The organism is Pandoraea vervacti (assembly GCF_000934605.2).
In the GTDB taxonomy this organism is placed as follows: domain Bacteria; phylum Pseudomonadota; class Gammaproteobacteria; order Burkholderiales; family Burkholderiaceae; genus Pandoraea; species Pandoraea vervacti.
Genome location: NZ_CP010897.2, coordinates 4,770,494 through 4,792,194, shown reverse-complemented (window position 1 = coordinate 4,792,194; position 21,701 = coordinate 4,770,494). Strand labels below are relative to the sequence as shown.

Below are 21,701 nucleotides of genomic sequence, written 5' to 3'. Positions count from 1 at the left end.
CGCCTCAATCTCGCCGCAACAGCCAGACGCCGAGCACCAGCGCCGCGGCGTAACCCGCACCGTAGCCCAGCGCCCCGGCGAATGCGCCGAGCTGCGGCGCCAGTCCGCGCACGACCACGAAAGCCACGACGGCCGCACACAGCCATTTCGCGATGACCCAGCGGCCCGCGCCGCGCCGGATGAGCGTCAGGTTCAGCGCCGCGTCGGCGAACACGAGAATTCCCATCAGTGCGGAGATACGCAGGATTTGTGCCGACTCGGCGAATCCCGCCCCGTAGATCAGATGGACGATCCACGGCGCGAGGCAGGCGATCGGCACCGCCAGACTCGCGCCGGCAGCCACCATCAGCCAGACGGCCCGCACGGTGTTGCGTCGCGCGGTGGCATTGTCCGTCGTCTGGAAAATCAACTGCGGCGCCAGCGAATTCGCAATGATCGGTGCGACCAATACGAAGTTCTCCGTGATTTGCATGGCAGCGGCATAGGCACCGAGTTCAGACAGCGGGATGATCGGTTTGAGCACGAGCTGGTCGATGCGCTTGAACAGGATCATCAGCATCAGCCCGCCCCAGAACATGGCGCCGCTGCGCAACAGTTCCAGTAGCAGCGAACGACGCCAGACGATTGCGGTCTTCGGCGAATGCGTCAGGTAATAGCGAACGAGCAGCGCAGCCGCGACGATGGCTTCCACGACGTAGACGACGGCGAACGCCGTCACATCCGCGTGCGTGACGAAGAGCACCGCCACGAGCGCGAGTTTGACCGCCAGCCCGCACAGGTTCGCCGTCACGCTGGGACGGTTGAACGTGCGGGCTTGCAGCCACGCGATCACGATGCCCGACGGCTCACGGAACCACAACGCGACCCCGAGCCAGAGCGTGACGGCAACGAGGTTCGACTCCGCGAAGCCGACGACATAGATCGTGAGGAGGGTGTAGGCGACGGCTGCGGCGGCCAGACGCAACACGGAAGCATGTGCGATGACGGTGCGCTGCTCGGCCTCGGGCTTGCCGACCAGGCGCGGCACCACGACCTCGCTGCCGCATAGCAGGGTGAGCGACGCCGCAAGAAACACGAGTGATTGTGCGTACTGAAACAGGCCGAACTGGGCGGCGCCGAGGCTGCGCGCGAGCAGGCCGGAGACCGCAATGCCGCCGGCGATCTGCGCGCCGCGCTCGGTCAGCATCCAGAGGATGTTGCGGAAAATGTTCCGGTACGTTCGGTAGGGCATGGGGCGCTCGCGCGTCTCACTCGTTCTCAGGATAAGCAAAACCGGCCTTGCGAGGGCCGGTGCGTGTGGGCCGAACTGGATTGTCGGCGCGGGTCGGGTCGCTCGACGGCGCTTCGTAGAACCGAATGTAGGTGCTGGCTGACAAGGGTTTGGAGAAATGCCGCGGTGCGGCGAAGTCTCGTATAATTTTAGCGTAATGCAGCCGCTCCCGGCCGGGCCTTCCGCTGGGATTCGATGTCTGTGGCGTCCATGCAAACACGCCGTACGCCCGGACATTTTCTGTGCAACTTCTTCTCCTCGTTTCCGAGAGACTCTTTCCCATGACGCAAACCACGCAAGTTTCGCCTGCGATTTTCAAGGCTTACGACATTCGCGGCATCGTCGGCAAGACGCTGGATGCCAACGTCGCACACCTGATCGGACGCGCCTTCGGTACGGCACTGCGTCGCGAGGGCGGCAATGCCGTCGTCGTCGGCCGCGACGGCCGCCTCTCCGGCCCGGAACTGGTCGGTGCACTCTCCGACGGTCTGCGCGCAGCGGGTGTCGATGTGGTCGATATCGGCGTCGTCGTCACGCCCATGGTGTATTTCGCGACGAACGTGACCCTGCACGGGCGTATCGTCGACTCCGGCATCATGGTCACGGGCAGCCACAATCCGCCCGACTACAACGGCTTCAAGATGGTGCTGCGCGGCCGGGCGATCTACGGCGACGCCATTCAGGGCCTTGCCAAACTGATCGAGGCACAGGACTTCGAATCCGGTCAGGGCAGCTACACGGCCGACGAGATCGGCGAGTCGTATCGCGCACGCATTGCCAACGACGTGCATCTGGCACGCCCGATGAAGATTGCCGTCGATTGCGGCAACGGTGTGGCCGGCGCGTACGCCCCGGCGCTGTTTCAGGCGTTGGGCTGCGAAGTCATCGAACTGTTCTGCGAAGTCGACGGCACGTTCCCGAATCATCACCCGGATCCGGCGCATCCCGAGAATCTTCAGGACCTTATCCACACGCTGCAAACGACCGATGCCGAAATCGGTCTGGCGTTCGATGGCGACGGCGACCGTCTCGGCGTGGTCACCAAGGACGGCCAGATCATCTATCCGGATCGTCAGCTGATGCTTTTCGCGGCCGACGTGCTGAGCCGCAATCCGGGCGAGAAGATCATCTACGATGTGAAGTGCACGCGTAACCTGGCTAGCTGGGTGCGCAAGCACGGCGGCGAGCCGCTCATGTGGAAGACGGGCCACTCGCTGGTCAAGGCCAAGCTCAAGGAAACCGGCGCACCGCTGGCGGGTGAAATGAGCGGCCACGTGTTCTTCAAGGACCGCTGGTACGGCTTCGACGACGGCCTTTATACGGGCGCACGTCTGCTCGAAATCCTCTCGAAGACGGCCGACCCGAGCGCCGTGCTCAATGCGTTGCCTAATTCGATCTCGACGCCGGAGCTCCAGATTCCGTTGGCAGAGGGCGAAAATTTCGCGCTGATCGACACGCTGCGCGAGACCGCCAAGTTCGACGGTGCGCAGGATATCGTCAAGATCGATGGCGTCCGCGTGGAATATGCCGACGGCTTCGGACTGGCGCGTTCGTCGAACACCACGCCGGTCGTCGTGCTGCGTTTCGAAGCCGACAGCGACGCTGCGATCCGGCGCATTCAGGACGACTTCCGTCGCGCAATCCTGGCCGTCAAGCCGGACGCCAAGCTGCCGTTCTGATGTTGCCCGGGGGCCCCGGCCCCTGCGATGATGGGGACGATTGCAGCCGCCCCGCACGCCCGGCGCATCGGGCAAGGCGGGGCCGTTCTCCCGGCGCGGGCAACATTCATGATTGACGGGCCGGGACGGGGTAAAATCGCGGTTTTGCTCACGAGGCCCGGCCGAACCGCCGGGGCGTTCGGTTGCAGGTTCTGATCGTCAAAGTCTCGTCGCTCGGCGACGTCGTCCATAACATGCCCGTGGTGCAGGACATCCTGCGCCAGTATCCCGATGCCCAGATCGACTGGGTCGTCGAAGAGGGCTTCGTCGACCTCGTCAAACTCGTGCGCGGCGTGCGCCGGGTCATTCCCTTTGCGTTGCGCCGCTGGCGCAAGAAGCCCTTTGCGGCGCGTACCTGGCAGGAAATCGGTGCGTTTCGCCGTGCATTGCGCGAAACGCCTTATGACTACGTGATCGATACGCAAGGTCTGGTCAAGACCGGCTGGATCGCGCGCACCGCACGCGGGGCCGTGTGGGGGCTGGGCAATCGCACAGAGGGCGCGAGTTACGAATGGCCGGTGCGCTATCTCTATCGCCACATGGTGCGCATCGAGCCGCACACGCACGTCGTCACGCGTTCGCGTTTGCTCGTGGCCGAAGCGCTGGGCTTCAAGGTGCCGGGCGAGATCGATTTCGGCATTGCGACCGAGCGTGCCGATCATAGCCAGTGTCCGGATCGTCCGTACGCCGTGTTCGTCCATGCGACCTCGCGTGACGACAAGACCTGGCCGGAAGACCACTGGATCGCGCTGGGGCGTGATCTGGCGGCGCAGGGATTCCTGATCGTCCTGCCTTGGGGCAGCGCTGCGGAGCGCGAGGTGTCGCTGCGCCTGGCAGCCGTATTGGGCGACGCGGCCTGGGTGCCGCCGAAGATGAATCTGTCTCAGGTCGTTGGCCTCATCGATCGCGGCGCGATCACCGTCGGCGTGGATACCGGCCTGGTCCATATCGCCGCAGCGCTGAACCGCCCGACCATCGAGCTATACAATTTCAGCACCGCGTGGCGCACCGGGGGTTTCTGGTCGCCGCGCATCGTCAATCTCGGCGACGCCGAACACAAGCCCACGCTCGCCCAGGTGCGCGAGGCCGTGCGCGAACTCGCCCCGTCGCTCACACCGGTGCCGAGTGGCGCTGCCGTGCCTGAGGAGGATCGATCCGCATGAACCCAACGAACCCGCCGACCGATTTGAACGAGCCGACCGATTTGAGCGATTCGAACGAGAGCAGTCAGATTGTCACCGTCGCCTCGGGTGACTGGCAGGGCGGCCAGTTGCCGGTTTCGCGCGAGACACTGGTGGCCGACGTCGAAGCCGGCAAAGTGCTCTACTTTCCGCATCTGGCCTTCGCCCTCGACGCCGCCGAGCAGCGGCTGCTCGACCCGACGATCGCCGACCCGAAGCGCAAGAACATCAGCCTCGATCCGAAAACCGACGTGCTCGTAGGCGTGGCCGCCGACGACGCGACGCAGCGCGCCGTGCATGCGCTGGTCAAGCGCTACTACACGCAGGCGTGCAGCCTGATCGACGGCCTGATGCCGGAGTATCGCGGCAAGCTGCGTGCCGCGCCGACCAGCCTGCGTCTGCATCAGGTGGAGACGCGCCAGACATCGTGGCGCAAGGACGACAGCCGTCTGCACGTGGACGCATTCCCGTCTCGCCCCAACTACGGCGAGCGCATCTTGCGCGTGTTCACCAATATCAACCCGGCGGGCCAGCCGCGCGTGTGGCGCGTGGGCGAGCCGTTCGAAGCCGTGGCGAAGCGCTTCCTGCCAAAAGTGCCGACACAGTGGCCCGGTTTCGCATGGCTGCAAAACGCCGTGGGCATCACCAAGCGCCCGCGCAGCGGCTACGACCACATCATGCTGCATCTGCACGACGGCATGAAGGCCGACATGGATTATCAGCGTGAGGCCGACCAGCAGACCATGCCGTTCCCGCCGGGCAGCGTCTGGATCTGCTTCTCGGATCAGACGTCGCACGCCGTGATGTCGGGCCAGTTCATGATGGAGCAGACCTTCTTCCTGCCCGCCGAATCGATGGTGCACCCCGAGTGCTCGCCGCTGGCGGTGTTGCAACGTCTCACGCACCGGGCGCTGATCTGAATGTTGCTGCGTCTCGTCTATCGCGCGCTCTGGTGGATCGTCGCGCCGCTCGCCGTGGCGCGACTGTGGTGGCGTGGCCGCTTTGAACCCGGTTATCGCCGTCATATCGGCGAGCGCTTCGGGTTCTACGGCACACCGCCGTACACCGGTCGACCGCTGATCTGGGTGCACGCTGTCTCCGTGGGCGAAACGCGTGCCGCGCAGCCGCTCATCGATGCGCTGCTCGAGCGATATCCATCGCACGGCGTGTTGCTCACGCATATGACACCCACCGGGCGTGCGACCGGCGAAGGGCTGTTCGGCGATCGTGTGTTGCGCTGCTATCTGCCTTACGACATGGTCGGTCCGATCCGTCGTTTCCTCAAGCACTGGCGCCCGAGCGTCGGGGTGGTGATGGAAACGGAGGTCTGGCCGAACCTCATCTTCACGTGCCGTGAGGATGGCGTGCCGCTCGTGCTGACCAACGCGCGCATGTCGGCGCGCTCGTTCCGACGGGCTGCGCGCTTCGGCGGTGCAACGCAGCCGGTCTTCGGCGGCTTTAGCCGCGTGCTGGCGCAAAGCGATGCCGATGCCGAGCGCCTGCGCATGCTGGGCGCTGCCGATGTCGACGTGATGGGCAACCTCAAGTTCGACATGACGCCGCCGCCCGCGCTGCTCGCGCTGGGCGCACGGTGGCGCGCACGCTTCGGCGATCGCAAGGTGTGGCTCGCGGCGAGCACGCGCGACGGCGAGGAAGCGCTGGTGCTTCAGGCGCGGGCGATGCTCTCGGCGGCCTCCGACGTGGGGCGGCGTTCGTTGCTGGTGCTCGTGCCTCGCCATCCCCAGCGTTTCGACGAAGTGGCCGCCATGCTCGACAAGGTGCGTCTGAACTACGTGCGCCGCAGCGCATGGCCGGATGACGACACGCCGCTTCCCGCCGACGTCGATGTCGTGCTTGGCGATTCGATGGGCGAGATGGCCGCGTACTTTTCTGCGGTCGACGTCGCGTTCATCGGCGGCAGTCTGTTGCCACTGGGGGGGCAGAATCTGATCGAGGCCTGCGCCGCGGGCACCCCGGTCGTCTTTGGGCCGCACATGTTCAACTTCACGCAGGCCAGCGAGAATGCCTTGAGCGCGGGCGCGGCGCGACGGGTGAGCGACGCAGGCGAGCTTGCGTCGGCGCTGGCCGATTTGCTGATCCACGACGACAAGCGGCTTGCCATGCGTACGGCGGCGTTGTTGTTCGCCCGTCAACATCAGGGGGCGACCGCACGCACCGTCACTGCGCTCGGCCGCTGGCTGGACACGGGATTCGTTGCGCCACAGGAGTGAAATCCAGGGGACCTCCGGCGAGGTATTCGGACGTCGCCATGCAAAAAAGCCTCGCATTGCCATGTCGGCATGCGAGGCTTTTTTTGCTTTAGTGCACAGGCGCGAACGGGGCGCGCGTCAGTTTCCGTTGGCGAATGCCAGCACCTGTCATCGGCGCAGGGGCGCCGTCGTGCCCGGGCGGACACCGCGCGCCGGCAGCCCGGCGCCGGCGTTGGCCGGTACCGTGTCGCGAGCGCCCGCCATGGCGGCGGAGGCATCCGGATTCTCGGTGAGCAGTGCGTTGAGCAGTTGCAGGTCGGTGTCGACCAGCGTGGCGGCGCTGGCCTTCAGTTGAAGGCTCGAGAGCAGCGTGCTGTAACGCGCCTTGGCGAGATCGCGTCGCGTGGTGAAAAGTTTGTCTTCGGCGTTGAGCACGTCGGCATTGATGCGGACACCGACCTGATAGCCGAGCTTGTTCGACGCCACCGACGATTGTGCCGATTGCTCGGCAGCTTCCAGCGCTTTGACCTGGGCCAGCCCGCTGGACACGCCAAGGTAGGACGTGCGCGCTCCCAGCACGGCGAGTCGCTTCGCATCGTCCAGATCGCTCTGCGCCTTGTCTTCGAGCGCGAGCGTCTGGCGCATCTTGCTTTGCACCGAGCCGCCCGAGAAAATCGGAATGCTGATCTGAATGCCGATCTGACCTGCGGAGCTGGGGCCGGTGCCCTGACTCGACGGACTGGACACGGCGGACGTCAGCAGGCTGTTGGCGTTGCCGACATTCGAATGCGCCCCGGCGGCAACCAGATCGACCGACGGCATGTAACCCGACCTGGCCTTTGACGTTTCACGCCGCGCGGTCTCCAGCGCGAGCGTTTGCAACTGCACGCCGTAGTTCGATTGCTCGGCCTGCGCGACCCAGTCCGCGACGTTGTTCGGCTCGGGGGAGGGCAACGTCGAGCCGGCACGCAGCGTCGCGAGCGAGCCGATCGGATGACCGACGATGCGCGCAAATGCGGCGCGACGCACGTCGAGCGTGTTCTGCGCGGCGATTACCTGGGCAGTGGCCTGATCGAAGCTTGCCTGCGCTTCGTTCGAGTCGACGATGGTGGCGTTGCCGACCTCGAAGTTGCGTTTGGCGGACGCCAGTTGTTCGGCGATGGCCTGCTTGTGCGTACCGGCGAGCGCGAGATCGTCCTGCGCGGCGAGCACGTCGAAGTAGGCGCTCGCCACACGCAGTATCAGGTCCTGCTGCGCCTGGGCGAATGCGGCCTCGGCGCTGGCGACCGTCAGCTTGCCCTGCTGGTACGACTGCCAGCTATCCCAATGGAAGATGGGCTGGGTGAGCGCGAGGCTGTAGCCGCTGCTGCCAAACGTATTCGAGACGTTGCCGGAACCGTAGTGCGTATTGACGGCCCCCCAGCGCGCGGTGACTTGCGGCAGGAGGGCGGCGCGCGCCTGCGGCAGCGCTTCGATGTTCGCGAGATAGGCCGAACGGGCGCTGGCGATCAGCGCGTCGCGATTCTGCGCTTCGCCGTAAAGCTGGAGGAGATCGGTCGCGCCCGCGCATGTGGCGTGACCCATGAGGGCCAGAAAGGCGGAGAGCGCCGTCGCGGTGACGAAGGCGCTCGCGCGGCCGGTGCGCAGAGCAGGCGCACGCCTGGCCGCGCGCAGCCGCGCGGCAAGCCTCGGGGGGCGCACGGCCCTGGCTCAGTAAGTCGGCATCGACGGATCGACCTGGCGAGCCCAGGCATCGATTCCGCCGTCCAGATTGAACAGCTGGGTAAAGCCTTGTTGTTCCAGAAACATTGCGGCGCGGGCGCTGCGCATGCCGTGATGGCAGATGCACACGATGGGCGCGTCGGCGTCGAGTTCCGTCAGACGGGCGGGCACGTCGCCGAGCGGCACGTTCTTGCTCTGGGCGATGTGGCAGGTCTGGACTTCCCAATCCTCACGCACGTCGAGGAGCGTGGGTTGGCCGCGTTCCCCATCCGCGAGCCACTGGGCCAATTGCGCCGGTGTAATGTTTTGCATGATGTTCTACGTGTGTCGAATCGATGGCGTCCGGTCCTCGTTCTGCCGCCTGTTTGTCCCCAAACAAACAGGCGCGGGACCGGTCCGCTCACGGCATCCGGGGACAGGCACGGTTCGCGAATGAACCGAACGTCGTCCCGGTCGCCGGGCTCAGAACTTGAAGCTCGACGGTTGCGGCGCGACCAGATAGGCCACTTGCGTCTCGAACAGATTTTCGCGACGGTACTCGGTCTCGGACACGCGCGTGATGAGCACGGCTTCCATAACCGGGCTGCCGCCCACGAACGCGGCCAGACGGCCGCCGACCTTCAGTTGATTCAGAAACGCTTGCGGCAGTTCGGCCAGACCGCCCGAGATGGCGATCACGTCGTACGGCGCGGCGGCGCTCCAGCCCTGGGCGCCGTCGGCGTTCACGACTTCCACGTTCGTCACGCCGTTCGCGCGCAGCGTCTGCTGAGCGCTCTGCGCGAGGTTGGCGTCGAATTCGACGGTGGTGACGTGGTGCGCGTTATAGGCGAGCAGTGCGGCCATGTAGCCCGAACCCGTGCCGATTTCGAGCACATTCTCGTTCTTCTTCGGCGCGAGCGCTTGCAGAATGCGCGCTTCGACGCGCGGGAACATCATGTGCTGGCTCTTGTTGGCGATCGCAGCGCCCGAGAGCGGCAACTCCACGTCCGTGAACGCGATATCGCGCAGTGCCGCCGGCACGAAATCTTCGCGCTTGACGACTTCGAGCAGCTTGAGCACGTCCTGATCGAGCACGTCCCAGGGACGGATTTGCTGCTCGATCATGTTAAAGCGGGCCTGTTCGTAATTCATTTCGATTACTCGTGGGTAGTAGGCAAACACAACCCGGCATTTTACCAGTTCCGGGCGGCAGCCATCATGATGCGTGAACTTTTGCCGCAAATCGGCACAATCGCCGCATGCCGAGCGGTCCGGCTCAGGTTGCCTTCGCAGGTGGTTTTCGCAGATCGCCTTTACAGGTCACCCGTTCAGGCCGCCTTCTCGGGCGGCCGCACCGCGGCGTGCGAAACGTCCGTGCCGCACTGCGCGACACACTGGAGATAGGCGCCGCACATCGTCGCCATCTGGTCGGCAATCTGCCCGGAGAGTGTCTCGTGGCAGACGCCGGACGGCGCTCGGTTCTCGAGGATGGCCTTGATCGGCCCCGACATCGAATTCAGGAAGACGAAGGCGACCGTCTCGGGGTCGTCGAAGCGCGCGTTGTGCGCCGTGCGCAGCATGGCGAGGACGGCCGCATGCATGCGCGACGACGCGCTGGCAAACACCTCGCGTCCGTCCAGATCCTCCGAGAGCCGGTACAGCGCCTGCGCTTCCTCGATGTCGCGCATCTTCGCGCCGACATAAGCCCTCGCCAACTCGCGCGCCATGACCTCCAGCGATTGGCCATGCGCGGCAAGACACGTTTGCTCCACCGTCCCGACGATGCGGTCGATGTGACGCTCCAGCACTGCATACAGCAGCACCTGCTTGTTCTGAAAGTACTGATAGAGCGTGCCGACGGACACGCCCGCACGTTCGGCGACGCGGGTCGTCGTCAACTGGCGCCCGCCGTCGAGGAGCAAAACCTGAAGCGCCGCTTCGAAAATGGCGTCGATCGTGACGCGCGAACGCGCCTGCTGCGGCGATTTACGGGGCGTTGCGGGGGATCGGGCGGCGGGTTTCATATGCGAATAGAAAATCTGAAGGATTCTTCATAAACTCGATGCTAACAAATTTGCGCGCAGTCGGGCGCAGAACAACAGGTAAGACGACGGGAGCAGTGATGAAACGGGACGCTATCGAGAGTGCGGTGCGCGACGATGCCGAACGCCATGTGGGAAAAGTGGCGCTGGTGACCGGCGCGACCCGGGGAATCGGACTGGAAGTGGCGCGCGAACTGGCCGAGGCGGGCATGACGGTGCTCGTGGGCGCGCGCGAGGAAGCGAAGGGCGACGAGGTCGTCGCGCCCTTGCGCAAAGCGGGTTTTCAGGCGGAGACGCTCGTCATCGACTTGCTGCGCCCGGAAACGTTGCACGCCGCAGCCTATCGCATCGGCCGCTATCACGCGAGACTGGACGTGCTGGTGAACAACGCCGGTGTCACCGATCCGCGCGACGACACGCCGGAGAAGGCCTCCATCGAAGCCGTGGAGCGTGTGTTTCAGACCAACTTCTTTGGCACCTTGCGTGTGACGCAGGCGATGTTGCCGTGGCTGGCGCGCGCCGAGGCTGCGCGAATCGTGAACGTGTCGAGCGGCCTGGGGTCGCTGGCCCACAACAACGATCCGGCGTGGGAGCACGCGGCGTTTCGGCAGATCGGTTTCAACGCGTCGAAGGCGGCACTGAACATGCTGACGGTGCAACTGTCGCAGACGCTGCGCGACACGTCGATCACGGTGAATTCGGTCGATCCCGGCGCACCCGCCGATCTGAGCGTCGACGCAAACGGCAAGCGTGGCCGTCAGGGGCTGGCGGACGGCACGCGCAGCGTAGTGATGCTCGCACTCGGTGAGCGGGGACCGGTCACAGGCGGATTCTTCGACCTCAAGGGCAATCTGCCCTGGTGAGGTGTGCGCTGCCGGGACGTTCGAATTGCCTTGAACGTCAACAGCGACACCCGCGGTAAAATGCGCAGCCCGAGACGGTGCCGTTCCGAGTGGACGGCGCCATGCGTCCAACACCGGCGGGCCAGCAACTTCCCAGTCACGTCCATGAATTGCCGACCTCATTGCGCGGCCTGCTGCATCGCGCCCTCCATCTCGACGCCCATTCCCGGCATGCCAAACGGCAAGCCGGCGAATACCCGCTGCGTGCAACTCGACGAGGACGACCGCTGCCAGATCTTCGGCAGCCCGCAGCGCCCGGCCGTATGCGGGTCGTTGCAGCCTTCGCGCGAGATGTGCGGCAACGATCGCGTGCAGGCGATTGCATGGTTGTCGGCGCTGGAAGCGATGACCGCCCCGGTCATGGTCTGACGCGCCGAACCGATATCGACCTGTCCTTCACTGCGCGCATCGAATGCACCGCACGGACCGCACGGACCGAACGGACCGCACGGACGGTAGGGCAGACGTAGGGCCGTGTCGCGGGCGAATGCTATAGTCGCGCGTGTCGGGCGCCTGGCGCCCTGAAGCGGAACGTCTCATGCCGGGAAACACCTATTCCTGTCCAGGTTCTCATCAGCCGTCCGAGGGGCTTGCAACGCAAACGCCGTCATCGCGGCTCGATCGCGTGTCGCGTCGCCGCTGGCTGGCGATGACGGGCGCAGCCGCCCTCGCCACAGGACTCGCCGCCTGCGCGGGCCTGCCGTTCGGTAACGATTACACGTTTTCCGAGAGCCAGTTGCAGCGCGCGCTGGAGCGCAAGTTTCCGTTTGACCGCCGCGTGCTGGCCGTACTCGACGTCAACCTCTCGCACCCGCGCCTCACGCTGCTGCCCGATCGCAACCGTCTGGCGGTCGCGGTCGACGCCACGGTGACGCATCCGCTCGGTGGCGCGCCGCTCACGGGTACGCTCGCCATCGACAGCGCACTCGCCTACGACCCGGCGACGCTGTCGGTGGTGCTGAGAGACCCCGAAGTCGAAACCTTCACCATCGACGGATTGCCCGAGCGCTGGTCGCGTCAGTTGAATGCGGCCGGTGCGCTGATCGCGACGCAGTTGTTGCAAGGCGCGCCGATCTACACGTTCAAGCCGGAGCAGCTCAATATCGGCGGCGCGATACGCCAGCCCGGCGCGATTACCGTGTTGGCGCATGGGGTGAACGTGAAGTTCGACACCCGATGAGTTCACGCGGCCGAAGCCGGGAGTCCCATCGCCGGCGCTATCGGCCATTGCCTTGATTCCCAATTCCGATTTCATCAACCTCTTCAGGAACGCATTGCATGGACTTGTTGCTGGCGCTCAAAGCCGTCATTCTCGGTGTGGTCGAAGGTCTGACCGAGTTTCTGCCGATCTCCTCGACGGGACACCTGATTCTCGTGGGCAGTCTGCTGAACTTCAACGACGAGAAGGGCAAGATCTTCGACATCGTGATTCAGTTCGGCGCCATTCTGGCCGTGTGCTGGGAGTTTCGCGCGAAGATTGCGCAGGTCGTACTGGGGTTGGGTAACGACAGCAAAGCGCGGCGCTTTGCCGTGAACGTGATCATCGCGTGCCTGCCCGCCATCGTGCTGGGGTTGCTGTTCGGCAAGCACATCAAGGCGGTGCTGTTCAACCCGATAGTCGTGGCGACGGCGTTCATCGTCGGTGGTGTGATCATTCTGATCGTGGAGCGTCACAATCGTCGCAATGCGGCAGCGGGCAACTTGCCGCGCGTCACCTCGCTCGACGACCTGAGCGCACTCGACGCACTGAAGGTCGGCTTCGCGCAATGCCTCGCGCTGGTGCCGGGCACGTCGCGCTCGGGGGCGACGATCATCGGCGGCATGATGTTCGGACTGGAGCGTCGCGTAGCCACCGAGTTTTCGTTCTTCCTCGCGATTCCGATTCTGTTCGGCGCGACGATCTACGAACTCTACAAGTCGCGCTCGATGCTGGCCGTCGAGGACTTCGGCCTGTTCGGCATCGGCTTTGTCTTCGCGTTCATCAGTGCCTTCATCTGCGTGCGGTGGCTGTTGCGTTATATCGCGTCGCACGATTTCACGGCGTTCGCCTGGTACCGGATCGTGTTCGGTCTGATCGTGCTGGCGTCGGCGTACAGCGGGCTGGTCGTCTGGGCGGACTGAGTGAGTCGTCCGTTATCCGGACACCGTATGAAAAAAGGGCACCGCAGGGTGCCCTTCGTCTTTGCGCGGCGACGTTGCGCAACCGTCGCTCAGATGCCGCTTAGCCGCGTTTGCGAAACACCAGATCCCATACGCCATGACCGAGGCGCAAGCCGCGGTTTTCGAATTTCGTCACGGGACGATAGTCGGGACGCGGCGCGTAATCGGCCGCCGTGTTCTCCAGCGAGGCTTCGCCACCGAGCACTTCGAGCATCTGCTCGGCGTACTCCTGCCAGTCCGTCGCGCAGTGCAGATAGCCGCCCGGCTTCAGACGCGACGCGAGCAGCGCGACGAACGGCGGTTGCAGCAAACGTCGCTTGTGATGGCGCTTCTTGTGCCACGGATCGGGGAAGAACACATGCACGCCGTCGAGCGAGGCTTCCGGCAGCATGTGCTGGACGACTTCCACCGCGTCGTGCTGGATGATGCGCACGTTCGCGAGCGGGGTCGTGCCGATGAGCTTGAGAAGCGCGCCGACGCCCGGTTCGTGAACTTCCACCCCGAGGAAATCGTCGTTGGGACGCAACTTCGCGATATGCGCAGTCCCGTCGCCCATGCCGAAGCCGATCTCGAGGATGCGCGGCGCGTTGGCCCGCCCGAAGGCCGCTGGCCAGTCGAGCGTCTCGGGCGAGTAGGGCAGCACGAACTTCGGGCCGAGTTCGTCGAAGGCGCGCTTCTGCGCTTCCGAGCTGCGCCCCGCGCGACGCACGAAACTGCGAATGCGGCGCGGGTGCGCCACGCCATCGGGGCCGACGTACGAATCGTCGTCGCCTTCGGCGTGAGTGGGCGACGTACCGATATCGTCGTCGTCGTGAGCCGGTTGCGCGTCGTCAGCCGGCGGATGTCCGTGGTTCGTCATGGAAGCAAAAAGCCGTCTGGACGACGGCTTGTCGAGGAATGCTGCGGCGGGCGGCAGCGTAGGCGGTAAGCCCGAGTCGGCGCCCAACACGATGATTTTCAATGGAAAATTCCCGCGCTTCGGCAGCGGGAACGGGCTCGATTATCTACCGGAACGCCCTCCACTGGCAAGCCGACGCCCGCGCGGGCGCCCGCATCGACGTCGGTCCCGTCCCGTGCGACGGCGTCGTGGCGCGTTTCGCTATGTTCAGTCGCGATTTGCCACGTTCAGTCGCCATCTGCCACCGCCTGATCCGTGACCGAGCGCTAGCGTGGGCGGACGACCTGCGTCTGTTCCGGTGCGACGGGTTGCCCGCTGGCGGACCTCGGCTGTAACTCGGCCAGCGGCTCGCCGGTGCGGGTGTCAACCAGTGTCGAGTGCCGCTCCTGTTCGCCGAACCGGTATTTCTCGCCCCACTGGCGCAGCGCCACGATCAGCGTAAAGAGTTCGCGGCCTTTCGGCGTGAGCACGTATTCCTGATACGACGTGCCGTCCGACGCTGGCTGCACCGACAGAATGCCCGCATCTACCAGCGCGCGCAGGCGTGTCGTGAGCATGCTGCGTGCGACGCCCAGACTGCGCAGAAAGTCGCCGAAGCGGCGCACGCCGTCGAAGGCGTCGCGCACGATGAGCAAGCTCCAGCGATCGCCAATCACGTCGACGGTGCGTGCGACGGGACAGGTGTCAGGCGGCGACGGGCGCGTAGCAGAGCGGGTCTCGGTCATGAGGGTTCGGCTTCCCGAAGAGGACATCAGCAAAATTAAGTTTCATTTTAAGACTTGTTTGGTTATGATCCAACAGGTCTTAATTTGAAACTGGTTTGGGTGGATGTCGATCTGCCCGGGGAGCCGCTATGTCATCGAATTCGTCCACGACCGCCGCGTGCCCATTGAAGGGTTCGGCAACTTCGCCCGGCGTCGCCCGTCGCATGCCGCGCACGCTCGTATCGATTTTCGCGTGCGCAGCGGGCCTGAGCGTCGCAAATGTGTACTACGCCCAGCCGCTGCTCGACGCGCTCACCAACGACTTCGGCATCTCGCAGGGCGCGGCGGGCGGCGTCATTACGGCCACACAGGTCGGTTGCGCGCTGGCGCTGCTGTTTCTCGTGCCACTGGGTGACCAATGGGAGCGACGTCGTCTGATGCTGGTGCAACTCGCCCTGCTCACGGTGAGCTTGCTGGCGGTGTCGGCGTCAACCTCGGCGGTGGCACTGCTCGCGGGCATGACGTTCGTCGGCATGTTGGGCACGGCGATGACGCAGGGCTTGATTGCGTACGCGTCGAGTGCAGCGGGCGAGCATGAGCGGGGGCGGGTCGTCGGCGCGACGCAGGGCGGCGTCGTGGTCGGCCTGCTGCTCGCGCGTGTGATGTCGGGGGCGATCGCGGACATCGCCGGGTGGCGCGGTGTGTACGTCGCTTCGGCGCTGGCGATGCTCGGGCTTGGCGGGGTGCTGTGGCGCGCGCTGCCGCGTCAGGCCGTTCCGGGGATATCGGCCGCATCGGCCGCATCGGGTGCATCGGGTGCATCGGGCGCGCGACAGCGTTACCCCGTGTTGCTGATGTCGATGTTCGGTCTTCTGCGTACGGAGCGCACATTGCAGATTCGCGGTGCGATTGCCCTGTTGATGTTCATGGCGTTCAGCATTTTCTGGAGTGCACTGGTGTTGCCGCTGTCCGCCGCGCCGTTCCATTTCTCGCATACGACGGTGGGCGCGTTCGGCCTTGTCGGTGCAGCGGGCGCGCTGGCAGCGGCGCGCGCGGGACATTGGGCGGACCGGGGATGGGCGCAACGCACGACGGGTGTCTCGCTCGTGGTGCTTACGCTCTCGTGGCTGCCGTTGGCGGGCCTGCATGCGTCGCTGGTCTGGCTGGTGCTGGGTGTGTTGTTGCTGGATCTGGCGGGACAGGCGATTCACGTCACCAATCAGAGCCTGATTTTCGCGGCACGCACGGATGCCCCGAGCCGACTTGTGGGGGCGTACATGCTGTTCTATGCCATGGGCAGCGGGCTGGGCGCGGTCGCGGCGACAGCGACTTATGCGGCCTATGGCTGGATCGGCGTATGCGTGCTCGGGGCGGGCGTGAGCGTCACTGCGTTGATGTTCTGGGCCGCAACGTTGCACGCGATGCCGCGCGGGTCAGCGAGCCTTGGTACGTGATGGTCTGGACGGCGTGGCTGGCTTGGCGGGCTTGGCCGACTTGGCCGGCGCGGGCGCGCGTGCTGCGGCCTTCACGCCGAAGACGCCCGTCGTCTCCATGTCTTCGAGCCACGAAAGGGCATCGGCGTGGCGCAGAAAGTGACGCAGATAGTCGGGCGAGACATCGTGCATGAGCGAGAGCGCGCGGTGCACGAGATGGCTCGAATTGAGCGGTCCGGCATTCTCGGGCACTTGCGCGAGCGACTGGCGCAGGTTGCCGTCCGTGCTCAGCTTGGACCACGTCTCGCGGAAATATTCGAGGACGTCGAGGTCTTCGAAGGCGTCATCCGTCGCGATGACCGTCGGCGTGATGGCGAGGGTCGGCGGCACGGACGGCCCACGTTGCGTGAGCGGGCGCTTCGGTAGCGTGTCGTCGTCGTTCGCCATTGCTGGGCTGGCCGACGGACTGCCTGGCGTCGATGTGCGACCCGGGGCTGGGGCGCGAGGGCTGTTGGACGTCGCGGCGCGCTCGCTCACACCGACGCGTTGCGTCATGTCGCGCGCGAGCGCGGCCAGAGGTGACGCCGCGGGTGACGCCGCGGTCGTCGTCTGACGTGAAGCGGCGCTCGGTCGGTCAGCGGCGTCGGACGTTACTGGTGCGACGTTCGCATCGGCACATAGCGTGCCGCGGAATTCGCGTGTGAGTGCCGCGAGGCGTTCGTCGAGCACGCGTCGCACGTCGCCGCTGAACGCGCGTGCACGACGCGAGAGCGCCTCGATGCGATGAAAGCGGACCGGGGCGCGTTTGTGGAGTCCCTGCTCGCGCCATGCATCGAGCTGTGCCGCGACGGCGTGCGCGTTGTCGCGCGGCTCGGCGGTGTCTGCCAGTGCTTCGCGAGGCGTGTCGTCCGTCCGATTGCGCATCGCATCCGACTCGTCACGCATTCGGTTTCCCCGCGTTGCTTGCGCTGCTGCGCGGCATCGGCGCGATTTCCACGCGACGGTTTCTGGCGCGTCCGGCTTCGTCTGCGTTCGACGTCACGGGCTGCTCTGCGCCAAAGGCGGCGGAGAAGACGGACGAGGGCGGCACGCCTGCTGCGATCAGCTCGCGCGTGACGGTCAGCGCACGCTGTGCGGAGAGTTCCCAGTTGTCCGCGAATCGACGGTTCGTCTCGCGCACTTGCTGGTCGTCGGTAAAGCCGCTGACCATCAGGATCTCGTCGCTTGCGCGCAGATAGGCGGCGAGCGGCGCGGCAAGGCTGCGCAGCACCTCGCGGCCCTGCGGCTGCAACTGATCCGAGTTCAGCGCGAAAAGCACGTTGCCGCTAATGCCGATGCGCCCGTTCACCAGCGTGACGCGGCCGCCCGCGAGCGGGCCGGCAAGCGCTTTTTCCAGCGTCTCGCGGCGCTGCGTCTCGACCTGGCGCTCCTTCACCTCGCGCGCCAGCTTGGCCGACAGTTCGATCTGCACGCCGATCACGCCGAGCATGATGAGCACGAACGCCCCGAGCATCACCGACATCAGATCGCCGAAGACGGCCCACGTCGGCGCGGCGGCGCCGACGTCGCCGTCCGAGATATCTGCGTCGAAATCGTCTTTCATGCTGCCACGCTACCCGGTTGCGCGCCGGCCTGCGCACGCGTCTTGGCCAGTTCCTGAAGGTTCTCGAGAATCTGCTTCTGCGACATCACGCTCAGCTCCACCACTTCGCGCGCTTGCGCGACGTAATAGCCGAGTTGTTCGTCGCTGCGCGCCATTGACTTGTCGAGCGCCGTTTCAATGCGTTGCAGGTGTTCGAGCAATTGCGTGTTCGATTCGCCGAAGGACTGCACGGCGGCGCCGAAGGCGTCGCCCAGGCTGGCGATTTCGATGACGCTGCCGGCGGCCTGCGCGGAGGCTTGCGCGAGTTTTTCGGTTTGTGCCGCAATCGCGTCGCCGAGATTCGTGCCCGCGCGTTCGAGCAGTTGCGCGGAGGTCGTCACCAGTTCGTCGACGGCCGCGCGTTGTTCGTTGCCCGCATGCTTCACAGTGTCGAGCAGCGTGCCGAGTGTGTCGAGCAGTCGCGAGCGCTCTTCGAGCATAGCGTTGTCGCGCACCATGCTGTCCGAGAGCTTCTGGCGCAGCTCCCCGATGATCTCGGCGGCGGCCTTCGGCGCTTCCGAGGCGGTTTGCACCAGGCGCGAGATTTCCGCGATGGTGTCGCTCGCGTTGGCGCGCGTTTGCTCGGACATCTCCAGGGCGGTGCGCGCGAGCGTGTCGCAGATCGCCTGTTGCTGGCTGGCCGTTTGCGCGCCGACCTGCTGCCATTCCGAGCGAAGCATGGCGAGCGTGCCTTCGAGCGTGTCCGTCCAGGCGGACAGTCGTTGCGTTTCACGCTCGGCCGTGGCGTCGTGGTGCGCCTGATTGGCGGCGCTCAGTGCGTGCAGCAAGGAGGCGCTGTGCTCGGTGAAGGCTTGTGTCGTGGCAGCGACGAGCTGTTGATTGCCGTCGGCCAGACGCTCGTTCGTGCGTGCGTGTTCGGCAACGGCATCGCGCCACGTTTGCGCGACATGGGTCGATGTCGAATCCAGTTGTGCCGAGACGTCCTGCAACAGTTGCGACGCTCGCGCCTCGAAGGTGTCGGCGAAGCGGCCGAGCGCGGCGCCGAGATCGCGGGCGAGGGCATCGTTCGCCGACTGCTGCGCCGTGATCGCCTGCTTCCATTCGCCGGACACCACCGCGGCCGTCTCCGACACGCTGTGCATGGCGCCTTCCGTACGTTGGCTGACGCCATCGATCAGATGCGCGGCGCGCTGCTCGAAGGTGTCTGTGAAACGTGTGAGCGCGGCAGCGAGTTCGGCGTTCAGTGTGGCGTTCGCGTGCTGCTGCAACGCGATCGACTGGTCCCATGCCTGCGCGACGCGCTCGTGGGCGCTGCTCATGTTGCCGCTTGCGGCATCGAGCTTCGCGGCAACGTCACCCAGCAACGCATGGGAACGCGCTTCGAACGTCTGCGCGAAGCGCTCCAGCGCGGCGCCGAGCGATTGGGTGTGCGCGTCGTGCGATTGCTGCTGCTGGCCCAGCGCCCGTTCCCATGCCTCGGCAACCGTGGTCTGCGCCGTGGCGATGCTGCCGGTAGCGTTGTCCAGCCGCGCGGTGACGTCAGCGAGCAAACCGGCCGAGCGGGTCTGGAACGACTCGGTGAACTGGGCAAGCGTTGCGCCGAGCGCCTTGGCGAGGGCGTCGCTGGTCTGCTGCTGCGCGGCCAGCGAGGTTTCCCACGTCTGTGCGATACCGGCATGTGCAGCGCTGACCTGACCCGTTGTCGCTTCGAGGCGAGCGGCGACCTCGTCCACCAGACGAGTCGAACGCGTCTCGAAGGTCTGCGCGAATTGCGTGAGCGCGGTGCTCAGATGCTCGGCGAGCGAATCGTTGGCGCGCTGCTGCGTGGCAAGCGACGTCTCCCAGGTCTGTGCGACACCGGCCTGCGCGCGACTCACATTCTCCGTTGCACTCTCGAGGCGTGTGGCGACATCGTCGACGAGTCGCGTCGAACGCGATTCGAAGGTTTGCGTGAAATCGCCCAGCGCCGTGCGCAGATCGGTTGCGAGCAATTCATTGGTGCGCAATTGAGCGTCAAGGGAATCCTTCCAGACGTCGGCGACACGCGCCGTCGTCGCTTCGAAGCGATCGGACAGACCGTCCATGCGGTCTTGCACGGCGGCGGACACGGTCTGATGCCAGGTGGCCGTCTCGCGTGCGAGGCTGGCCATCGTGGCCTCCACTTCCGGACGAATTGCCGCACCGGCCGCGCTCGCCGTGGTCGCGACGCTCTCCTTCAGATACTGCTGCATGGCGCTGGTGAGCTGTGCATACGAGGCATCCGTTTTCGCGTGGAGCGCGTCCTGATTCGCCGCGAGACGTTCGCCGAGCGCCTGACTCTGGCGCTCCATCGCCGCCATCATGTCCTGCAGGCGGTCGACGAGCGTGGGCATGAGCGTCGCTTGTTGCTGAAGCAGTTGCAGCGTGGTTTCGCGTTGATGCTGCTGGGAGAAGCCGCGCAGCGTGGTCACGATGCGCGCGTCGAGCGACTGGACCACCTGCGCGCGTTCCTTGCGCGCGAGGGCGGCGAGCAGGCCGAGCATGGCCGACGTTGCGACGCCGGCGACGGATGTCCCGAAGGCGAAGCCCAGGCCCCTGACCGGCGAGGCGAGCGAGGCGCGGATGGCTTGCAGGTCCGTGGCGCCTTCGAGGGCGATGCCGGTGCCGCGCAACGTGGCGGCCATACCGAGGAAGGTGCCAAGCATACCGAGCAGCACCAGCAGGCCGACGAGGTAAGGCGTGAGCGCCGGACCGGGCAGGCCCACACGTTCGCCTTCGACGCGCAGTCGCACGGCAGTGCGCAGACCGGGCGGCAGCGTGTCGAGCCACGACGGCAGCGAGGCGGGCGCAGCGTTCAGGCCGGCGACAGCGTTGGCAAGGGCGTTCGTCGACTGATGGAAGCGCTTGAGTTCGAGCGCACCGATGAGGTAGACGGCGGCGATCAGCAGCGCGACGGCGAGCGCGAGGGTATTGGTACCGGCATAGCCGATGGCGATCCAGCCGACGACGGCCAGCCCTGCGACAAAGGCAACGAGATCAACGAGGTAGCGGGTCATGTTGTCCGGGTTCACTCATGTGTTCGCCGTGGGGAACCGAGGCGAGGGCGGCGATCAGCCCTTCGATCGGTTCCAGGCGGATATCCAGTTCTGCGAGCAAAACGCTCTGCATGTCCCGGTGGAAGGTGTCGAGCCAGGTGCCGGCCGGTGCGAGCGGCGGCGCGCCGGGCACGCGCGGGGCGGCCATCGTTGCCTGTTCCGTATCGCGCAGCCGAACGAAATGCCCTTCGAGCAAATTCGGTACGCTCGCGAGCAGTGTGCGCTCACGTGCGCCCATCACGCGTTCCATGACGGCATCCACGCTGGCGAGGCGAGCCCCGGCCGACGACTGCGTGGACAACTGGGCACGCAGGCGGGTGCGCAGGGCGCTGATCGCCGTGTCCATCGTCTGCTGCGAGGTCGCGTAACGCTGTCGATACGCCGGAAATTCGGCGAAGGACGCGGCGCGCTGTCGCTCGGCGGCGCTCAGGGCGCGGATCTGCCCGCCCGGCGCGGCGGCCAGACCGCAATCGCGGGCGATGGCGGCCGCCAGGTCGACGCGAATCCGCGCAAGTTCGCTTGCCGGGTCGTGCGCAGCCGAACGCGCGCCGGGCGTTGCCGCCGACGGGTTGGCTTTGAGGGCCGACGACAAAGCGATGGCGTCGGTCCAGCCCAACCACTGGCTCAGTCGGTCCGAGAGCGACGGCGCGGCCTCAGGGGGCACGAACGCGCTCAGACGGGCCAGCGAGCGTATGAGTGTTGGGGCGCTGATAACGGGACGCCGGGACACTTGCACCATTCCACTGGGGGGTCGAAAACCCAGCAGTTTACACTGCGCGCGCCATTCGACCCCCGACCGACCGGT

At 65.7% G+C, this 21,701-nt stretch carries 20 protein-coding genes; 9 read left to right on the top strand and 11 right to left on the bottom strand.

Annotation, left to right across the window (positions count from 1 at the left end):
* Positions 1 to 4: 4 nt before the first annotated feature.
* Positions 5 to 1,231, bottom strand: a complete 1,227-nt coding sequence (locus tag UC34_RS20870) for an oligosaccharide flippase family protein (RefSeq protein ID WP_044457030.1) — start codon at positions 1,229 to 1,231, stop codon at positions 5 to 7.
* A 320-nt stretch (positions 1,232 to 1,551) separates the two neighbouring features.
* Between UC34_RS20870 and UC34_RS20865 the strand changes: the two genes are divergently transcribed.
* From UC34_RS20865 to waaA, 4 genes are all read left to right on the top strand, one after another.
* Positions 1,552 to 2,949, top strand: coding sequence for a phosphomannomutase/phosphoglucomutase (locus UC34_RS20865; protein ID WP_044457029.1), 1,398 nt, complete (start codon positions 1,552 to 1,554; stop codon positions 2,947 to 2,949).
* Positions 2,950 to 3,182: 233 nt separating this feature from the next.
* Positions 3,183 to 4,151 (top strand): lipopolysaccharide heptosyltransferase I, encoded by a 969-nt coding sequence (gene waaC, locus UC34_RS20860; RefSeq protein WP_237165353.1) that lies wholly within the window; start codon positions 3,183 to 3,185, stop codon positions 4,149 to 4,151.
* Entirely contained in the window at positions 4,148 to 5,089 is a 942-nt protein-coding gene (locus UC34_RS20855; protein WP_237165171.1) for a Kdo hydroxylase family protein, read from the top strand. Before waaC ends, UC34_RS20855 begins: the two co-directional genes overlap by 4 nt.
* Positions 5,090 to 5,092: 3 nt before the next feature.
* A complete protein-coding gene (gene waaA / locus UC34_RS20850; protein ID WP_044458511.1) occupies positions 5,093 to 6,400 on the top strand; it encodes a lipid IV(A) 3-deoxy-D-manno-octulosonic acid transferase in 1,308 nt (435 codons plus the stop codon).
* 147 nt (positions 6,401 to 6,547) lie between these two features.
* Here waaA and UC34_RS20845 read toward each other — a convergent pair whose 3' ends face one another.
* The 4 genes from UC34_RS20845 to UC34_RS20830 form a co-directional block, all read right to left on the bottom strand.
* On the bottom strand, positions 6,548 to 8,080 hold the full coding sequence (locus tag UC34_RS20845; RefSeq protein ID WP_237165170.1) for a TolC family outer membrane protein: 1,533 nt from the start codon (positions 8,078 to 8,080) through the stop codon (positions 6,548 to 6,550).
* Positions 8,081 to 8,089: 9 nt separating this feature from the next.
* The gene (locus UC34_RS20840) at positions 8,090 to 8,413 is read right to left on the bottom strand and encodes a rhodanese-like domain-containing protein (protein ID WP_044457028.1); all 324 of its coding nucleotides are present in this window, start codon (positions 8,411 to 8,413) and stop codon (positions 8,090 to 8,092) included.
* Between the two features lie 150 nt (positions 8,414 to 8,563).
* Complete coding sequence (locus tag UC34_RS20835) at positions 8,564 to 9,232, bottom strand: protein-L-isoaspartate O-methyltransferase family protein (protein WP_044457027.1); 669 nt, start codon at positions 9,230 to 9,232, stop codon at positions 8,564 to 8,566.
* A 176-nt stretch (positions 9,233 to 9,408) separates the two neighbouring features.
* Positions 9,409 to 10,104: a TetR/AcrR family transcriptional regulator gene (locus tag UC34_RS20830; protein WP_044457026.1), complete on the bottom strand. Its 696-nt coding sequence runs from the start codon at positions 10,102 to 10,104 to the stop codon at positions 9,409 to 9,411.
* Between the two features lie 98 nt (positions 10,105 to 10,202).
* Here UC34_RS20830 and UC34_RS20825 point away from each other — a divergent pair, with 98 nt between their 5' ends.
* The 4 genes from UC34_RS20825 to UC34_RS20810 all read left to right on the top strand — a co-directional run bounded on the left by UC34_RS20825 (position 10,203) and on the right by UC34_RS20810 (position 13,145).
* On the top strand, positions 10,203 to 10,985 hold the full coding sequence (locus UC34_RS20825; RefSeq protein WP_044457025.1) for an SDR family NAD(P)-dependent oxidoreductase: 783 nt from the start codon (positions 10,203 to 10,205) through the stop codon (positions 10,983 to 10,985).
* Between the two features lie 144 nt (positions 10,986 to 11,129).
* Entirely contained in the window at positions 11,130 to 11,393 is a 264-nt protein-coding gene (locus UC34_RS25500) for a YkgJ family cysteine cluster protein (protein WP_157123256.1), read from the top strand.
* 280 nt (positions 11,394 to 11,673) lie between these two features.
* Positions 11,674 to 12,204: a DUF1439 domain-containing protein gene (locus tag UC34_RS20815; protein WP_044458509.1), complete on the top strand. Its 531-nt coding sequence runs from the start codon at positions 11,674 to 11,676 to the stop codon at positions 12,202 to 12,204.
* A gap of 98 nt (positions 12,205 to 12,302) precedes the next feature.
* Positions 12,303 to 13,145, top strand: a complete 843-nt coding sequence (locus tag UC34_RS20810; RefSeq protein ID WP_044457023.1) for an undecaprenyl-diphosphate phosphatase — start codon at positions 12,303 to 12,305, stop codon at positions 13,143 to 13,145.
* Between the two features lie 100 nt (positions 13,146 to 13,245).
* Here the strand turns inward: UC34_RS20810 and trmB are convergent, their stop codons facing one another.
* Positions 13,246 to 14,043: a tRNA (guanosine(46)-N7)-methyltransferase TrmB gene (trmB, locus tag UC34_RS20805; RefSeq protein WP_044458508.1), complete on the bottom strand. Its 798-nt coding sequence runs from the start codon at positions 14,041 to 14,043 to the stop codon at positions 13,246 to 13,248.
* 305 nt (positions 14,044 to 14,348) lie between these two features.
* Positions 14,349 to 14,807, bottom strand: coding sequence for a winged helix-turn-helix transcriptional regulator (locus UC34_RS20800; RefSeq protein WP_044457022.1), 459 nt, complete (start codon positions 14,805 to 14,807; stop codon positions 14,349 to 14,351).
* Positions 14,808 to 15,010: 203 nt separating this feature from the next.
* Between UC34_RS20800 and UC34_RS20795 the strand changes: the two genes are divergently transcribed.
* Positions 15,011 to 16,240, top strand: coding sequence for an MFS transporter (locus tag UC34_RS20795; RefSeq protein ID WP_044457021.1), 1,230 nt, complete (start codon positions 15,011 to 15,013; stop codon positions 16,238 to 16,240).
* On the opposite strand, the gene UC34_RS20790 is transcribed toward UC34_RS20795, so the two are convergent.
* Genes UC34_RS20790 through UC34_RS20775 form a run of 4 tightly spaced genes read right to left on the bottom strand, consistent with a single transcriptional unit; the run spans position 16,220 to position 21,635 of the window.
* Complete coding sequence (locus UC34_RS20790; protein WP_167370676.1) at positions 16,220 to 17,143, bottom strand: DUF2894 domain-containing protein; 924 nt, start codon at positions 17,141 to 17,143, stop codon at positions 16,220 to 16,222. The genes UC34_RS20795 and UC34_RS20790 overlap by 21 nt on opposite strands.
* A 13-nt stretch (positions 17,144 to 17,156) precedes the next feature.
* Positions 17,157 to 17,822, bottom strand: a complete 666-nt coding sequence (locus tag UC34_RS20785) for an OmpA family protein (protein WP_044457020.1) — start codon at positions 17,820 to 17,822, stop codon at positions 17,157 to 17,159.
* Positions 17,819 to 20,857 carry a DUF802 domain-containing protein gene (locus UC34_RS20780; RefSeq protein WP_044457019.1) on the bottom strand — a complete coding sequence of 1,013 codons (3,039 nt, stop codon included), beginning with the start codon at positions 20,855 to 20,857 and terminating at the stop codon, positions 17,819 to 17,821. The genes UC34_RS20785 and UC34_RS20780 overlap by 4 nt, the downstream gene beginning before the upstream one ends.
* Entirely contained in the window at positions 20,838 to 21,635 is a 798-nt protein-coding gene (locus tag UC34_RS20775) for a DUF3348 domain-containing protein (protein ID WP_044457018.1), read from the bottom strand. The genes UC34_RS20780 and UC34_RS20775 overlap by 20 nt, the downstream gene beginning before the upstream one ends.
* Positions 21,636 to 21,701: the final 66 nt, after the last annotated feature.

Excerpts from the sequence above, each read along its gene's own strand:
- UC34_RS20870 (WP_044457030.1), bottom strand. The coding sequence starts at position 1,231 with ATGCCCTACCGAACGTACCGGAACATTTTCCGCAACATCCTCTGGATG.
- UC34_RS20865 (WP_044457029.1), top strand. The coding sequence starts at position 1,552 with ATGACGCAAACCACGCAAGTTTCGCCTGCGATTTTCAAGGCTTACGAC.
- waaC (WP_237165353.1), top strand. The coding sequence starts at position 3,183 with ATGCCCGTGGTGCAGGACATCCTGCGCCAGTATCCCGATGCCCAGATC.
- UC34_RS20855 (WP_237165171.1), top strand. The coding sequence starts at position 4,148 with ATGAACCCAACGAACCCGCCGACCGATTTGAACGAGCCGACCGATTTG.
- UC34_RS20840 (WP_044457028.1), bottom strand. The coding sequence starts at position 8,413 with ATGCAAAACATTACACCGGCGCAATTGGCCCAGTGGCTCGCGGATGGG.
- UC34_RS20835 (WP_044457027.1), bottom strand. The coding sequence starts at position 9,232 with ATGAATTACGAACAGGCCCGCTTTAACATGATCGAGCAGCAAATCCGT.
- UC34_RS20830 (WP_044457026.1), bottom strand. The coding sequence starts at position 10,104 with ATGAAACCCGCCGCCCGATCCCCCGCAACGCCCCGTAAATCGCCGCAG.
- UC34_RS20825 (WP_044457025.1), top strand. The coding sequence starts at position 10,203 with ATGAAACGGGACGCTATCGAGAGTGCGGTGCGCGACGATGCCGAACGC.
- UC34_RS25500 (WP_157123256.1), top strand. The coding sequence starts at position 11,130 with ATGAATTGCCGACCTCATTGCGCGGCCTGCTGCATCGCGCCCTCCATC.
- UC34_RS20815 (WP_044458509.1), top strand. The coding sequence starts at position 11,674 with ATGACGGGCGCAGCCGCCCTCGCCACAGGACTCGCCGCCTGCGCGGGC.
- UC34_RS20810 (WP_044457023.1), top strand. The coding sequence starts at position 12,303 with ATGGACTTGTTGCTGGCGCTCAAAGCCGTCATTCTCGGTGTGGTCGAA.
- trmB (WP_044458508.1), bottom strand. The coding sequence starts at position 14,043 with ATGACGAACCACGGACATCCGCCGGCTGACGACGCGCAACCGGCTCAC.
- UC34_RS20800 (WP_044457022.1), bottom strand. The coding sequence starts at position 14,807 with ATGACCGAGACCCGCTCTGCTACGCGCCCGTCGCCGCCTGACACCTGT.
- UC34_RS20795 (WP_044457021.1), top strand. The coding sequence starts at position 15,011 with ATGCCGCGCACGCTCGTATCGATTTTCGCGTGCGCAGCGGGCCTGAGC.
- UC34_RS20790 (WP_167370676.1), bottom strand. The coding sequence starts at position 17,143 with ATGCGCAATCGGACGGACGACACGCCTCGCGAAGCACTGGCAGACACC.
- UC34_RS20785 (WP_044457020.1), bottom strand. The coding sequence starts at position 17,822 with ATGAAAGACGATTTCGACGCAGATATCTCGGACGGCGACGTCGGCGCC.
- UC34_RS20780 (WP_044457019.1), bottom strand. The coding sequence starts at position 20,857 with ATGACCCGCTACCTCGTTGATCTCGTTGCCTTTGTCGCAGGGCTGGCC.
- UC34_RS20775 (WP_044457018.1), bottom strand. The coding sequence starts at position 21,635 with ATGGTGCAAGTGTCCCGGCGTCCCGTTATCAGCGCCCCAACACTCATA.